General features: G+C 32.0%; 14 protein-coding genes and 1 other RNA gene. 8 read left to right on the forward strand and 7 right to left on the reverse strand.

The window, feature by feature from the left end:
- Nucleotides 1-79 precede the first annotated feature (79 nt).
- The gene (locus FG167_RS15180) at nucleotides 80-1216 is read left to right on the forward strand and encodes a PAS domain-containing protein (RefSeq protein ID WP_203459064.1); all 1137 of its coding nucleotides are present in this window, start codon (nucleotides 80-82) and stop codon (nucleotides 1214-1216) included.
- Between the two features lie 215 nt (nucleotides 1217-1431).
- On the forward strand, nucleotides 1432-2598 hold the full coding sequence (locus FG167_RS15185) for a PAS domain-containing protein (RefSeq protein WP_203459065.1): 1167 nt from the start codon (nucleotides 1432-1434) through the stop codon (nucleotides 2596-2598).
- A gap of 33 nt (nucleotides 2599-2631) precedes the next feature.
- On the opposite strand, the gene rny is transcribed toward FG167_RS15185, so the two are convergent.
- The 4 genes from rny to FG167_RS15205 form a co-directional block, all read right to left on the reverse strand.
- The gene (gene rny, locus FG167_RS15190; protein ID WP_203459066.1) at nucleotides 2632-4206 is read right to left on the reverse strand and encodes a ribonuclease Y; all 1575 of its coding nucleotides are present in this window, start codon (nucleotides 4204-4206) and stop codon (nucleotides 2632-2634) included.
- 58 nt (nucleotides 4207-4264) lie between these two features.
- A non-coding RNA gene (gene ssrS / locus FG167_RS15195) (6S RNA) lies at nucleotides 4265-4371 on the reverse strand.
- A gap of 56 nt (nucleotides 4372-4427) precedes the next feature.
- The gene (locus FG167_RS15200; protein ID WP_055443156.1) at nucleotides 4428-4721 is read right to left on the reverse strand and encodes a cell division protein ZapA; all 294 of its coding nucleotides are present in this window, start codon (nucleotides 4719-4721) and stop codon (nucleotides 4428-4430) included.
- Between the two features lie 14 nt (nucleotides 4722-4735).
- Entirely contained in the window at nucleotides 4736-5026 is a 291-nt protein-coding gene (locus FG167_RS15205) for a hypothetical protein (RefSeq protein ID WP_203459067.1), read from the reverse strand.
- Between the two features lie 254 nt (nucleotides 5027-5280).
- On the opposite strand from FG167_RS15205, the gene FG167_RS15210 reads away from it, so the two are divergent.
- From FG167_RS15210 to FG167_RS15225, 4 genes are all read left to right on the forward strand, one after another.
- A complete protein-coding gene (locus tag FG167_RS15210) occupies nucleotides 5281-6969 on the forward strand; it encodes a M23 family metallopeptidase (RefSeq protein WP_203459068.1) in 1689 nt (562 codons plus the stop codon).
- Between the two features lie 66 nt (nucleotides 6970-7035).
- Nucleotides 7036-9444, forward strand: a complete 2409-nt coding sequence (locus tag FG167_RS15215; RefSeq protein ID WP_203461134.1) for a carboxypeptidase-like regulatory domain-containing protein — start codon at nucleotides 7036-7038, stop codon at nucleotides 9442-9444.
- 64 nt (nucleotides 9445-9508) lie between these two features.
- The gene (locus tag FG167_RS15220) at nucleotides 9509-9874 is read left to right on the forward strand and encodes a hypothetical protein (RefSeq protein ID WP_203459069.1); all 366 of its coding nucleotides are present in this window, start codon (nucleotides 9509-9511) and stop codon (nucleotides 9872-9874) included.
- A 120-nt stretch (nucleotides 9875-9994) separates the two neighbouring features.
- A complete protein-coding gene (locus FG167_RS15225) occupies nucleotides 9995-10495 on the forward strand; it encodes a hypothetical protein (protein WP_203459070.1) in 501 nt (166 codons plus the stop codon).
- Nucleotides 10496-10633: 138 nt separating this feature from the next.
- Here FG167_RS15225 and FG167_RS15230 read toward each other — a convergent pair whose 3' ends face one another.
- Nucleotides 10634-11776 carry a cysteine desulfurase family protein gene (locus tag FG167_RS15230; protein ID WP_203461135.1) on the reverse strand — a complete coding sequence of 381 codons (1143 nt, stop codon included), beginning with the start codon at nucleotides 11774-11776 and terminating at the stop codon, nucleotides 10634-10636.
- A 112-nt stretch (nucleotides 11777-11888) separates the two neighbouring features.
- On the opposite strand from FG167_RS15230, the gene FG167_RS15235 reads away from it, so the two are divergent.
- Nucleotides 11889-12851, forward strand: a complete 963-nt coding sequence (locus tag FG167_RS15235; RefSeq protein ID WP_203459071.1) for a hypothetical protein — start codon at nucleotides 11889-11891, stop codon at nucleotides 12849-12851.
- Between the two features lie 3 nt (nucleotides 12852-12854).
- Here FG167_RS15235 and FG167_RS15240 read toward each other — a convergent pair whose 3' ends face one another.
- Together FG167_RS15240 and FG167_RS15245 are read right to left on the reverse strand one after the other, a co-directional pair.
- Nucleotides 12855-13400, reverse strand: a complete 546-nt coding sequence (locus FG167_RS15240) for a DNA mismatch repair protein MutS (protein ID WP_203459072.1) — start codon at nucleotides 13398-13400, stop codon at nucleotides 12855-12857.
- Nucleotides 13390-13563, reverse strand: a complete 174-nt coding sequence (locus FG167_RS15245; RefSeq protein ID WP_239004407.1) for a hypothetical protein — start codon at nucleotides 13561-13563, stop codon at nucleotides 13390-13392. Before FG167_RS15245 ends, FG167_RS15240 begins: the two co-directional genes overlap by 11 nt.
- Nucleotides 13564-13690: 127 nt before the next feature.
- Between FG167_RS15245 and FG167_RS15250 the strand changes: the two genes are divergently transcribed.
- Nucleotides 13691-15502 carry a hypothetical protein gene (locus FG167_RS15250; protein ID WP_203459074.1) on the forward strand — a complete coding sequence of 604 codons (1812 nt, stop codon included), beginning with the start codon at nucleotides 13691-13693 and terminating at the stop codon, nucleotides 15500-15502.
- Nucleotides 15503-15543: the final 41 nt, after the last annotated feature.

Below are 15543 nucleotides of genomic sequence, written 5' to 3' on the forward strand. Positions count from 1 at the left end.
TTTGAACTTACTTATGTAAGTAGTGACTGACTGAAATAATTTAAGAAAATCCCTAAAACTTTCTTTAAAGACGATATCTATGACTGCACTAAACCGGGGATTTACAAATAATAATGCTTTGAATATTCTAAACGATTCAAAGTGGAAGCTTGCTACTGAATATACAAATATTGGTGTTTGGGAATTTGATGCGGATTTAAATAGGATTTTCTTTTCTAACGAATCTAAAAAAATGATCGGCTTTGAAAATGTTGCTAACTTTGGCAATAATCCGCAGGACTGGAATGATAGAGTACATCCAGAGGATTCTGATAAATATTATAAAGACTTTCAAAATCATCTTAATGGATTAAATCCTATGTATGAGAATGAGCATAGAGTAAAATGTGCCAATGGAAATTACAAATGGATTCTAGATAGAGGAAAAATAGTTGAATATACCTTAGACGGTAAAGCAAAACGTATTATTGGTACACATACAGAAATAACCAATCAAAAAGAAGCAGAAAATAAAGTAATTGAAGCATTATATATTGCAACAGAACAAAACAATAAGTTAAAGAATTTTGCACATATAGTTACCCATAATCTAAAACAGCATGCTGGTAATTTTGAAAGCTTACTTGATTTTCATGATGAAGCAGAATCCCTAGATGAAAAAGAAGAATTGATGGTGCATTTAAAAACACTTTCCTCCTCTTTAACTAAAACCATAAATAATTTAAATCAAGTTGTATCTGTACAATCTAATAAGAACAAAAAAATAGAAAGAATATTTGTAGCCAAAGAGATTAACGTTGTTTTAAAAACATTAGATTTTGTTATACAAGAAAGTAAAGCAACAGTAAATAATAATGTAAATGAAAACTATTTTATAAACTATAATATCTCTTATTTTGAAAGTGTCATTCAAAACCTATTAACTAATGCCATTAAATACAAACACAAAGACAGGAATCCTGTAATTAATATTGATTATATTTCTAGAAAGGATGCAATTGATTTGATAATCTCGGATAATGGTATTGGAATTGATTTAGATAAATTTGGTAAAGATATTTTTGGTCTATATAAAACCTTTCATCATAATGAAGATGCCGAAGGAGTAGGTTTATATCTAATTAAAAATCAAATAGAATCTTTTGGTGCTAAAATTTCCGTAACAAGTAAAGTAAATATTGGAACTACTTTTACCATAACTATAGCTAATAAATAAAAAATTTCGTCTTCACGCACCTCCTTTTTATAATTTTTTTTTTGTAAAATTAATTGTAATAAAAACCATTTTATTTTATTAATTAACGCAAAACATGTATCTTGCCGTTTAATTAAGCACTTTATCGTGTTTCTTTTGTTTTTCAGAATATATAAACTAAGAATAAGTTGTAGTAGCTTATTTTTGTGCTCCCTAAAGCTAATTAAATACCTACAATGAACAACGCAAATAATTTAAGCCCTACAGTTTCTAATAAAACCGTTGACAGTTATGAGTTGGATATAAAAGAGCAAGTTTTAAAATTTGCTTTAGAAAATTCCAATATTGGTGCATGGGATTATGATGCTATCACACAAAACGTTTTCTACTCTAAAGAATCTAAAAATATTCTAGGTTTTGAAGATCATGAAATTGGAACTACGGCTAAAGAATGGAACGATCGTGTTCACCCTGAAGACAAAGAACATTATTTTCAAGACTTTCACAACCATCTTATTGGTATAAATACAGATTATGTAAACGAGCATCGCATTCAATGTAAAGATGGCTCCTACAAATGGATTTTAGATAGAGGTCGTGTTATTGAACGTGATATTTACGGGAAACCCACTCGCATTATAGGTACGCATACAGATATTAGTGAACGTAAAGAACAAGAAGAGAAAATATCTAGAAACCAAAACATTATAAAAGATCAAAATAAAAGACTTAAAAACTTTGCACTTATAGTAACTCATAATTTAAAATCACATACTGCAAATTTTGAAAGTTTATTAGGATTTCTTGATGACGCCAAAGATGAAGATGAAAAAAATGAGATCATTACGCATATAAAGACAGTGAATAACTCGCTAACAGAAACCATTAGCAACTTAAATAAAATTGTTACTACACAGGCTTCTAGAGACCAAGATATACAAACCATTAACATACATAATTATGTAGTTAATACGATTAATCTTTTAGAAGTAGAATTAAAAGCAAACAAAAGCATTGTTAATATTAATCTAGATAAAGATTTACATTTACAATATAATCCAGCTTACTTTGAAAGTATTATACAAAACCTGCTTTCTAACACCATTAAATATAGACATCCTGACAGAACACCTGTTGTAAATATTAATTCTGAAGTTACTCCAGAACATATCATACTTAAGATTAGTGATAATGGCTTAGGAATTGATTTAGATAAATACGGAGACGATATCTTTGAATTATATAGAACTTTTCACAATAACAAAAATGCAGAAGGTGTTGGTCTCTATTTAACAAAAGATCAAATTGAAGCCTTTGATGGCACTATAGAATTGGAAAGCACGGTAAATGTAGGTACAACATTTACCATAAAGTTTCCAAACAAAAAAAGTCTAGCTAATTAGCTAGACTTTTTTTGTACTTAAATATTACATTTACTACTTCGCTATATTTACAGCTCTAGTTTCACGTATAACAGTAACCTTTACTTGACCAGGGTACGTCATATCTGTTTGTATTTTTTGTGATATATTAAACGATAAGTCCGCTGCATTTTGATCGGATACTTTTTCACTTTCTACAATTACTCTTAGTTCTCTTCCCGCTTGAATAGCATATGCTTTCTTCACACCTTGAAAACCAAAGGCAATATCTTCTAAATCTTTTAAACGTTGTATATAACTATCTAATACTTGTCTTCTAGCTCCTGGTCTTGCACCTGAAATAGCATCACATACTTGTATGATTGGAGAAAGTAATGAAGTCATTTCAATTTCATCGTGATGCGCACCAATAGCATTACAAACGTCGTCTTTCTCTCCAAATTTCTCTGCCCATTGCATACCAAGAATAGCGTGTGGTGTTTCCATATCTGCTTCCGCATCTGGCACTTTACCTATATCATGTAATAATCCGGCACGTTTTGCCAGTTTTGGGTTTAAACCTAACTCTGCTGCCATTACACCACAAAGTTTAGCAACTTCACGCGAGTGTTGTAGTAAGTTTTGTCCGTAAGAAGAACGATATTTCATTCTACCTACCATTTTAATTAGCTCAGGATGCAAATTATGAATACCTAAATCGATAACCGTACGTTTACCAACTTCAATAATTTCTTGCTCTATTTGTTTTTGAGTTTTCTTAACAACTTCTTCAATTCTTGCAGGATGAATACGTCCGTCTGTAACTAGTTTGTGTAAAGATAAACGAGCTACTTCACGTCTTACAGAATCAAAACAAGATAAAATAATAGCTTCTGGAGTATCATCTACAATGATCTCTACTCCTGTTGCTGCTTCAATAGCACGAATATTTCTTCCTTCACGACCAATGATACGTCCTTTCACGTCATCAGACTCTATATTAAATACAGATACACAGTTATCTACTGCTTCTTCTGTTCCAATACGTTGAATGGTATTAATAATAACTTTCTTAGCTTCTTGCTGTGCAGTCATTTTAGCTTCTTCAAGGGTGCTTTGAATAAATGCCATGGCATCATTTTTAGCTTCTCCTTTTAAAGATTCTACAAGTTGTTCTTTTGCTTCCTCTGCAGAAAGACTGGAAATAACCTCTAATTGTTGTACTTGACTTTTATGTAATCGATCAACTTCTTCTTGCTTTTTCTCAATAATATCAAGTCTATGGTTATAGTCTTTTATTTTAGCTTCTGCTTCCGAATTGGATTTTTTACTTTTAGAAAGTTCACTAGAAATTTGTGATTCTTTATCGCGAATACGTTTTTCGGTTTCGGCCATTTTCTTATCGCGAGATAAGATTACTTTTTCATGTTCCGCTTTTAATTCAATAAACTTTTCTTTTGCTTGAAGGATTTTATCTTTTTTAATAGACTCTCCTTCGCTATTTGCTTCTTTAAGAATGGAAGCAGCAGATTTTTTAGCGCTTTTAATTAATTTTGATGCATTACTTTTCTCTAATGCTTTAGCTATAATGTATCCTATAATTACGCCGATTACAACGCCTATTATTGCTAATACAATTGGGTTTTCCATGTTTAGTTAATTAGTATTTATTATATAAAAAAGCCCACATCAATTTATGGTTTTGTATAAACTCCTTAAAAACAAGTTTAGGGCTAACAAACTGATCAAGTATCTACTCGAGGTAGCTCGCTTTTACAGCTTCAACTCACCCTTTTTAAAGAATTAACGTTGAGTTTATCAAAAAAAATAATTAATGCAGGCAGTAACCTTTATTTTATTTAAAGAACGTATTATAAATTTAAATGCTCCTGTAACAATTCGTTCAAAGCATTAAGCTTATCTTCTACATGTTCGTTAACATTGTCTTTATCTATAGATTTTTGTTCTGTTTGCGATGCAAATTGTAAAGCACACATTGCTAATACATCTTGTTTATCCCTTACAGAATAACTTTGCTCAAATTGGGTAATCATAGCTTCAATTTTCTTGGCTGCTTTTCTCAAACCTTCTTCCTGATTAGGACTGATGGTTAACGGATATACTCTATTAGCTATAGATAGCTTGATTTTAAGCTGTTCTGCCATTTAACTATGTAGTATTATTCAGAGAGTTGTGCAATACAATGATCTATCTCCCTAATTAATGCATTTATTTTAAGCTTCGTTTCTCTTTTATTATTATCACTGCCAAGCAAAGAATTTGCCATTTTGAGTGCTTCATATTTTTCTTGCCAAACAACAATGTGCTGTTTTTCTTGTAGAAGCTCTTGATTAGATGCCTGTAAATCTTCCTCTAGTTTTATATTAGCTTGTTTTAAAACTTCTTGTTTTTGCAACACTTTGCTAATTTTATTTTCTAAAGCATCTACAATATCTTCAATATGACTCATTTACAAATTCAATACTTATCTCACAAAGTTAACATACCTAACGCAAATTAGCAATTGTTTTTTATAATTAAATTAAAAAATATTTAAATGCACTAAATATCAATACAATGGCGTTGTATTTGAGATAATCCTTGCTTTAAAAAATTCATTTGTATATCTTTATAGAAAATTTTCTATAAATATTTTAATGATTATTTAGTAACTTTTTGGTTATGCTCACTTCAATTTAATATTTTAGCTTTATAAATTAATATATGAGAATTCTAGTTATTTTATTTCTACTTTTTACTTCTTTAGGGAATGCGCAAAACATATACCCTACAGATTATTTTAGTTCTCCTTTAGATATTACTTTGGTTGCTGCCGGTACTTTTGGTGAACTAAGATCGAATCACTTTCACTCTGGAATGGATTTAAAAACGCAACAGCGTCAAGGTTTAAATGTATACGGTACCGCAGATGGCTATGTAAGCAGAATTAAAGTTTCTCATTTTGGTTACGGAAAAGCCTTATACATTACACATCCAAATGGATACACTACCGTTTATGGGCATTTGCAGAGTTTTTCCAAAGAAATTGAAGCCTATGTGAAAAAACACCAATACGAAGAAGAATCCTTTGAAATTCAACTTTTTCCAAATTCGGAAGAACTTCTAGTAGAAAAAGGACAAATTGTTGCTTATTCTGGCAACACAGGCGGTTCTGGTGGTCCACATTTACATTACGAAATAAGAGATAATGAAGAACGACCTATAAATCCGTTACTTTTCGGATTAGATATAAAAGACAGTACGAAACCAATTATTACTGAAGTATACGCCTATCCAATTGGTCCAGATGCACATGTAAACAAATCTAAAATAAAACAAAAACTTCGTTTAATAGATAATAAAGACGGCTCCTATTCTGTGGAAAACCTGGAAGCATACGGTAAAATAGGATTTGCAATTGCAACCATAGATAGACAGGATTTAGCCGCAAACAAAAACGGTGTATATAATATTCAAACTAGGTATAATGGCGATTTGTGCTTTGAGTTAGATTTTAAGCGTTTTTCATTTAGCGAAACCAAACATTTAAATCGATTAATCGATTATGATCTTTATAAAACCAAGAAACAACGACTTCAAAAGTTGTTTATAGAGGCAAATAATCCGTTAAGCATGTACAATAATAATTCAAATGATGGTTATATTGAGGTAGAAGACAGTACTTCGTCTGTATATAAAGTGCGTGTTTCCGATATTGAAAACAACGATGCTTGGCTTCAAATTAATATTAAAGGATTAAAATCTAATGACATTTTACCCCTAGAAGATAACACTACTCCACATTATATTTATCAAAGTCAAGATGAAGTGTTAAGCGAAGGTCGCGTAAAAGTAAATATTCCAAGTAATACTTTTTACGATGACTTTTTTATAGATTTTAAAGTAGAAAAAGATACATTAACACTGCATAAAGATGTAATTCCTGCTAAAAGATATTTTGATATTAGTTATGACTTAAGTGGTTATAAAACCGAAGATGCGAACAAAGTTTATATTGCAAGATTGGTTGGGTGGAATGATTATCCCTTATACTCTAACACTAAACGAAAAGGAAGCGTTTTAACTACGAGTACAAAAACATTAGGTAAATATGCTTTGGCTACAGATACCATTGCTCCTACTATAACTCCTAAAAACTTTTCTAAAGGAAAATGGCTAAGCAAGTACAGATTCCTGAAAATAAAAATCGAAGATAAAGGTTCTGGAATATCTAATTACAGAGCAACTTTAAATGGAAAATGGATTTTAACGGAGTATGATTATAAAACAAAAACGTTAACTTACGACTTTAATGATGCCGTTTCCACAGAAACTAAAAATAATTTAAAGCTAATTGTTACAGATAATGTTGGAAATAATTCTACATTTGAAACTATGTTTTACCGAAAATAAAAACGAACTATCTTGAATACGAAATTTCAATTCCTTACTTCCCTCTTTATTCTTTTACCTTTTTTCATGTTTGCTCAAACAGGAACATTAAGAGGTGTCATTCTAGACGAATTTAATAATCCTGTAGACAACGTAAATATTAAAATTGACGATACAGGAACCACAACGAATGCCAATGGTTTTTATATTTTAAAAATTCCTGCAAACCAAGATGTAACGGTAACCTTTACACATCTTTCATTAAAAAAGACAGTGGTTACCTTTAATTTAAAAAATGGAGAGGAACTAGAGTTCAATCCGGTGATGCAAACCAATGTAGAGCAAATTGCTACTGTTGTTATTTCTGGAAGAAAAAGAAAAGATGTAGAAGGTGTGATCACCCTAAAACCTGCAACTATTAGAAAAATTCCTGGCGCTAATCCTGGAGTAGAAAACTTATTAAAAACACTTCCTGGTGTAAATAGTAATAACGAGTTAAGTACGCAGTACTCGGTTCGTGGTGGTAATTATGATGAAAACCTAGTATATGTAAATGGTATTGAAGTGTACAGACCATTTTTAATTCGTTCAGGACAGCAAGAAGGTTTAAGTTTTGTAAATACTGATTTAGTACAGAATGTAGATTTCTCTGCTGGAGGATTTCAAGCAAAATATGGAGATAAACTTTCTTCCGTTTTAGATATTACCTATAGAAAACCAACCGAATTTGGTGTTGCAGCAGATTTAAGTTTACTTGGAGGAAGCCTTGCTATTGAAGCCACAAGTAATGATAATAAACTAACAGGAATTGTTGGTATTCGTTACAGAGATAACAGTTTATTAGTAAATGCAAAAGAAACAGAAACCAATTACGATCCTAAGTTTTTAGACGTGCAGTCTTTTGTTACGTATAATTTTACAGATAAATTTAGCCTAAGCTTTTTAGGAAACGCTTCTATTAACAAATATAACTACGAGCCACAAACAAGACAAACAAATTTTGGGACTTTAACAGATCCTATTGCTTTACTTGTTTTTTATGAAGGACAAGAAAAAGATGCTTACCAAACACTTTTTGGTGCTTTACAAGGAACCTATAAAGTAAACGACGATTTAAATTTAAGCTTAGTTGCTTCCACATACCATACTACAGAAGAAGAGTATTTTGATATTCTTGCGCAATACAGACTTGGGGAAGTAAACACCAATATTGGTGATGAAGATTTAGGGGAAGTCGAATTTAGCGAAGGAATTGGCGGACAATTAAATCATGGTAGAAATGATTTAGATGCACTTATTACAACGATAGAGCATAAAGGAGATTTTGAAATGAACGAGAATAACTTCGAATGGTCTATAAAATATACCAACGAAGATATTAGAGATCGTTTAGTAGAATGGGAAGTTATTGATTCGGCAGGATTTACTGTTAATCCACCAAATCTAGATAATTTTGATAACCAACCTTACCAACCAAACGAAGGTCCAATCACCGCATATCAAAATGTTAGAGCTAAAAACAATACTTCTATAGACAGAATTCAAGCCTATTTACAATGGAGCAGACGCTTTGATGTTGGCGATAGTAAACTTTGGGTTAATGCCGGAGCAAGAATGCATAATTGGAATGTACAAGGCGATGGTATTGAAAGTTCTTCACAAACCGTTTTTAGTCCGAGAGCACAAATAGCTATTAAACCTAATTGGAAAAAAGACATGCTTTTTAGATTTGGAACTGGTTTTTATTACCAACCTCCTTTTTACAGAGAATTACGTGATCAAAACGGAGAAGTACAACCAAATGTAAAAGCACAACAATCTATCCATTTTGTTTTAGGAAATGATTATAGTTTTAAAATGTGGGACAGACCATTTAAACTTACTAGCGAAGCGTATTACAAAAAGATAAACGATGTAAATCCGTATACAGTTGAAAACGTAAGAATACGTTACAGAGCCAACAATTCTGCCGAAGCATATGCCTACGGATTAGATTTAAGATTAAACGGCGAGTTTGTTGCTGGAACAGAATCTTGGTTTAGTTTTGGTTATTTAAAAACAGAAGAGAATATTGATGGTCGTGGCTATATTGCAAGACCAACAGACCAACGTTTAAAATTTGCAGCACTGTTTCAAGATTATGTACCAACAATGCCAAACTTAAAAATGTATTTAAACTTGGTGTATAATACCGGACTTCCTGGAGGTTCACCAAGTTATGCAGATCCTTATGTGTATCAAAATCGTTTACCAGATTATAAACGTGCAGATTTAGGCGTACAGTATGTAATTGTAGACGACAAAAAGCAGTTTGATTCTGGTTGGAAAAAACCATTTAAAGAACTTGCTTTAGGTGTTGAAATATTTAATATTTTCGATGTACAAAACTCTATTACAAATACTTGGGTTAGGGATGTATATAGCAAACGCCAATATGCAATACCAAACTACTTAACACCAAGAGTTTTCAATGTTAGATTAAATATGAAGTTTTAAAAAATTTAACATTTTTTTTTAATTTCGAATTAATAACAGTAGTAATTTTGCTATCATGAAACAAATGTTTAGAAATATAATGGCGTTAAGCCTGCTGCTTGCTTATAGTTTAAGCATGAGCATTTCTATGCAAAATTTTGTAATAGATGTTGTTTCAGATAGTAGTCAACAGCATCAGCTTACTCTTAATCATTCTGACGCTAAAACACCAGAGCTTTCTGCATTTCCAAATTTGGAACCTCTTGCAGATTTAGCAAATGGAACTGCTCCCGATTTTCAAACAGAAAAATTAAAATCGCATCTTACGCTTTTTAAATATGCTGAAAATCAAACCATAACAAAAGACAATCAGTATATTTTCAATAGTATACACATCCGTCCTGGTTTAACGATGGATGCACTACTCTACCCTTTTCACACTTTTTCATAAACATTATTTTTTTATTTACCCCAACAATTAATCGAACAAAACAGCATTAGTTGTCCTCTTATTATATCCTTGGTTTTTAGCCAAGACATTTAACATATACACAAATAAAAAAATAAAATTATGGAATCAACAAGCACCATCATCGGAGTTATAATTGTCCTTATAGTAATATTACCAATCCTATTCATACAAAGATCACAAACCAATAAAAAGAAAAAATCTAAAAAACGATTTATAGAAGAAGCTTTAAAAAATGATTTAAATGTTACTGCTCCAGATTTCTGGGGAACCTACTACGCTATTGCTATAGACGAAAGCAAGAACAAATTAATATATTCTAAAATAATTGATGATGTTTATAATACCAAAATCATGGATTTAAACAACATAAGTTCTTGTGAAATTGTTAGAACGAATAGAACTTTTAAAAGCAATAAAATTTTTAAAACGGAAACAGATAAAATGGACTTGGTTATTGGATTTACTTCCAGCAAAGAAAAAGAAGTTTTAGAATTTTATAACGTAGATGTAAACATTGAAATGACCAATGAAATTGCTCTTCTAGAAAAATGGGAGACTAAAATTAAAAGCTGTATACACAATAAAAGTCAAGCAGCTTAAGTGTTGATTAATTGCAATAAAAAACCTTCAGAGAAATAATTTCTGAAGGTTTTTTATGTTTTATTTTAGTTACTTTTAACGATTTCCTTTAGTGAATTACGGAAGGTTTATCGCAAAATAAGCAAAACGTATTTTAATTTAAACAAACTCTTTTAAAACGTCAACCGCATAATCAATCTCCTCTTTGGTGTTGTATTTACAAAAAGAAAAACGAATCGATGGTTTTTGCATATCTTCTTCATCTAAAATTTGCGCTAAAACGTGAGAACCTTTGCTACTTCCACTTTGGCAAGCAGATCCTTTAGAACAAGCAATTCCTTTTAAATCCATTTGAAATTGTAGCGTCAATGCTTTTTCTGCACTCATTGGTAAACACACATTAATTAAAGTATAAGTGCTATTTACCTGGTCTTCGCAGTTTCCATTATATTTTACTTCAGGAATAGCCTTTTTAAGTACCACTTTAAAATAGTCTTTTAAATCTTGTACATAAGCACGTTCTTCTTCTAGGTTCTGGTAGGCTAGTTTAAAAGCTGTTTCTAAACCTTTTATAGCATGTACAGGTTCTGTTCCTGCTCGGTAACCACGTTCTTGTGAACCTCCAAAAATAAGTGGCTTAAAATTGCTGTTTTTACGTATATAAGCAAACCCAATACCTTTTGGTCCGTGAAATTTATGCGCAGCAGCAGTCATAAAGTCTATAGGAGTTTCTTCTACATTCCATTCAAAGTGACCAATAGATTGTACCGTATCACTATGAAAAAGCGCATTATTTGCTTTACACAAACTAGCCACTTTATCTATATCTAGAATATTACCAATTTCATTATTAACATGCATTAAACTAACTAGTTTACGCTCATCGTTAGCAGACAATAATCTTTCTAAATCTTCGTAATCGGGAGTCCCACAATGTTGTAATTTTACATACTCCACCGTAACATTATATTCATTTCGCAATTCTTCTACAGTATGCAAAACGGCATGATGCTCGATTGGTGAAGTAATAATAGTAGTTACATTACCATCTCTCACTGCACAACGTAAAATCATGTTATCTGCTTCTGTACCTCCAGAGGTAAAAATAATTTCTTGTGGTAAAGCATGCAGTTGCTTTGCTATCGTTTTTCTAGCAGTTTCAATAATAGACTTTGAAGCACGACCAAATGCATGTGTTGACGAAGGATTACCATAGTGCATAGCAAGAACATCTTGCATATCTTTAATTACTTCATCACGTACTTGTGTAGTAGCAGCGCTATCAAAATAAACGGTTTTCATAAATAAGAATTGATTGTTAGAAGCAACAAAAATAGAGGAATTAAAATTATTAACAAGAAGCATCGTTATAAGTTTAACAATTCTATTATTTTTGTTCCAAAATTACATTGCTATGAAAAAGTTACTTTTTGTTTTTTTATCTCTTTTTATACTTATTTCCTGTGATGATGGAGATATTATTACGGAAGAATTGGATTTTGAAGATACTTTTCAAGCTTGCGGCGAGTTAGTGTTTTATAAAATTAAAGAAGATCCTGCCGAATCACTTTCACTAAGAATCACTTCTGTAACAAAAACATTAGATAGTTTAATAGCAACAGATGATGATGGCGTATTATATCTTACTGAAGAATCATATACCATTGACGGAACTTCAAACTTTTTTAACTATAGAAGATATAACACTACACCAACAGATTTCTTTTGTAACGATGTACCTCCTTCTAATATAACAATTACCAATGATGAAGAAAGCACCACGGGAACGGCAACAGTTTATATTTCTTTAGTTGAAGATGATAATGATGGTATTCCTGCAGAAATGGAAGATATAAATGATAATGGAATTCTTACGGATGATGATACCGATGGAGATGGTATACCAAATTATTTAGATGAAGATGATGATGGCGATAATGTACTTACAAAGTATGAAATTGATACGACGGATGCGGATGGAGATAATAACCCTTTAACAAACCCATTAAATACTGATGAAGCAGATGAAGTAGCCCTAGGTATTGACATCGTCCCAAATTATTTAGATCCAGATGATGATGGTGATGGCGTGCTTACTATAGACGAAGAAAACGATAGTCAAGATCAAGATCCTTCCAATGATTTTACAAGTACTAATCCGGATGATGATGACTTAGCTGATTATTTAAATCCAGATGTAGCAAATACAGTTCCAGCAACAGCATATAGAGATCATGATATACAGCAAACTTTTGAGGTTACACTTATAATTACTAGTCTAGAATTACCTTCTATAACCTATGATGATTTAGACTTTGGAACCCTTGAAGATGATAGTTTAATAGATGAGCGAACGGTAGAAATACCTTTTTTATAATTTCTAATTTTGGTAGATGTAAACTTCTGTTGCTCCTAAACCATATTTTTGGTAATTGGCTTCATAATATTTCACATTATATCTACCAAAAAGATATCCCAATTCCATTTTTAAAACACCTTCTCCTACACCATGGATAAACACCATTTTTTGCATGCGTTTATGAATGGCAAACTCTAGCTGTCTTCTTGCTGTATCTAGTTGTAAGTTAAGCATTTCATGATTACTCATGCCTCTAGAAGAATTTGTTAAATGATGAATATGTAGGTCTACTTCAAAAGTCGGTTCATAACGCTCTTTAGGCTTTTTGGTTACTTGTTTTCTTTTTTTCGATTCTTTTTCGGAAACAACATCTTGAAAAGAATTATTCTTAAAAATGTTTTGCTTTAAAGCGTTCGATTTCTCTTGCTTAATTAGTTCTTTACTATTAAAATCTAACTCAAAACCATCTTCGGTTAAAATAGTAATAACCCCATTAGAAATACTAGTTATTTCACCAGATAAATCATCATCTAAAACAAATACAAAATCACCAACTTTAAAACTCATCCTTTTCTTCTTCCTCTTTTTTATTAGGTATTGTACTATAAACTCTATACAAACCATACATCAAGACTACAATTCCTAATACTAAAACCCATGTGTTTTGTCGCGCTTCCGCTTGAGCGTAAACAGCTACAATACAACCAATTAAAATCAATATATAACTCAAATATTTAGATAAAAACATATAATAATCGATGCATTAATACTTTTGGTCGAAAATAACTAATTATAATTATAACTCTAATAAATTTTAATTAAATTATTACTTATTAACTTTAAATAAGGACTGTATTATGAGAAATATTACCAAACCTATACTGTCCCAAATCTTATTTACCTACCTATTATTAATATTTAGTATAACTGCATTTGCACAAGTCGGAATTGGAACCACTACTCCTGCTTCTGGTGCACTATTAGACTTAGATGATGCAAATAGAGGACTTTTAGTTCCTCGTGTAACAATTACAGATTTAGCCACCGCCGCTCCTGTAACTGCTCCTGCAACAGGACTATTAGTATGGAATTTAGATATAGGTACAGGTGTAGGGTTTTATTATTGGGATAGTGCAGCTTGGGTTCCAATTGGCGGAAGTGCAACTGCTAATGATTGGACCTTAACAGGTAATACTATTACTGGTACAGAATTTCTTGGTACTATAAGTAATCATGCATTAAACATTAGATCTAACAATGTAGATCGTATGCGTGTACAAGCAAATGGGCAAGTAACCGTTGGTTACGGAGCAACTAATGCTCTAACTGGTGATCAATTTAGTTCTATAGGTTTTTCTGCTGTAAATGGTTATACCACCAATGGCTATGGATTTTGGGGTGATGCAACATCTGGTATTGGAGCAATCGGAGTTTCAAATACTGGTGTAGGACTTCAAGGACAATCTAATTCATCTGCCGCAGTAGTTGGTTTTGGTTCTACTTTTGGAACTCTAGGAGATGTTACAGGTGGTGTTGGTGCACAAGGTCAAGCAACAACTGGAGATGGTGTTCGTGGTTTTAGTACTTCTGGAGAAGGAGTATACGGAGATAGTGATTCTGGAGTTGGTGTTTGGGGTGATTCTACTTCTTTTGATGGAGTTTGGGGTACTGCAGATGGTGGAAATGGAGTCTATGGTGATAGTAATTCTGGATCTGGTGTTATAGGAATTTCTACATCTGGTGATGGTGCAGTTGGGATTTCAACTAGTGGTTTAGGCGTATTTGCAAGTAGCACAAATGCAGATGCATTACAAGCAATATCTACAAGTTCTACTGGTGCATTAGGTGCATCTCTAAATCAAGCTCAAACTGGTGTAGCGGGTTCAAGTGATCCAATTGGTGGTTTTTATGCTATTTTAGCTGCTGGCTCAGGAGTTGCTGGTGAAGGATTAACTACTGGAGTATATGGTGTTGCAAACTCTACTTCGGCTCAAGCATTTGGAGGTTATTTTGAAGCTGATGGTGTTTATTCCTACGTAGGAGGTTGGCAAGCTGGTCCTTGGACAGCTAGAAAAATATTAGGAAATGGTACTGTAAGTACTATAGTAAAAGGAACAAATGGAGATTTGTTAACTATGTCTGCAACAGAAACTCCTGAAATTTTATTTCAAGATTATGGTATTGGACAATTAGAGAATGGTACAGCTAGAATAAATATAGACCAAAATTTTTCAAAAAATATACGCGTGGATACAGAACATCCTATGAAAGTATTTGTTCAATTAGAAGGAGATTGTAATGGAGTATTTGTGACCAATAAATCCGCTAATGGTTTTGATGTTAAAGAGTTACAAGATGGTAACTCAAATGCTTCTTTTTCTTGGTCAATCGTAGCAACTAGAGCAGATGCTGAATTTATATTACAAGATGGAAGAGTTAGAATTTCTAATAATGGTGAAAGATTTCAACCAGCTCCTGGTCCAATGAATGTAAAAAGAAATAAGATTGAAAGTAAGTCTATTAAAGAATCTAAAACTAAAAACGTAGAAAAGAAAGAAAGAACTCCTGCAGAAAACATACAACCTAAAGAAAACACTATAGAAAAAGTGGATTCTAAAGATTCTGATCCTTTAACAAAAAGAGTTAAAATAAATTCTAATCAAGAATAACAATTCGTTAACTTTGTAGTAATTAATCCATTATAAGTAAA

Source organism: Lacinutrix sp. WUR7, assembly GCF_016864015.1.
Lineage (GTDB): Bacteria > Bacteroidota > Bacteroidia > Flavobacteriales > Flavobacteriaceae > Oceanihabitans.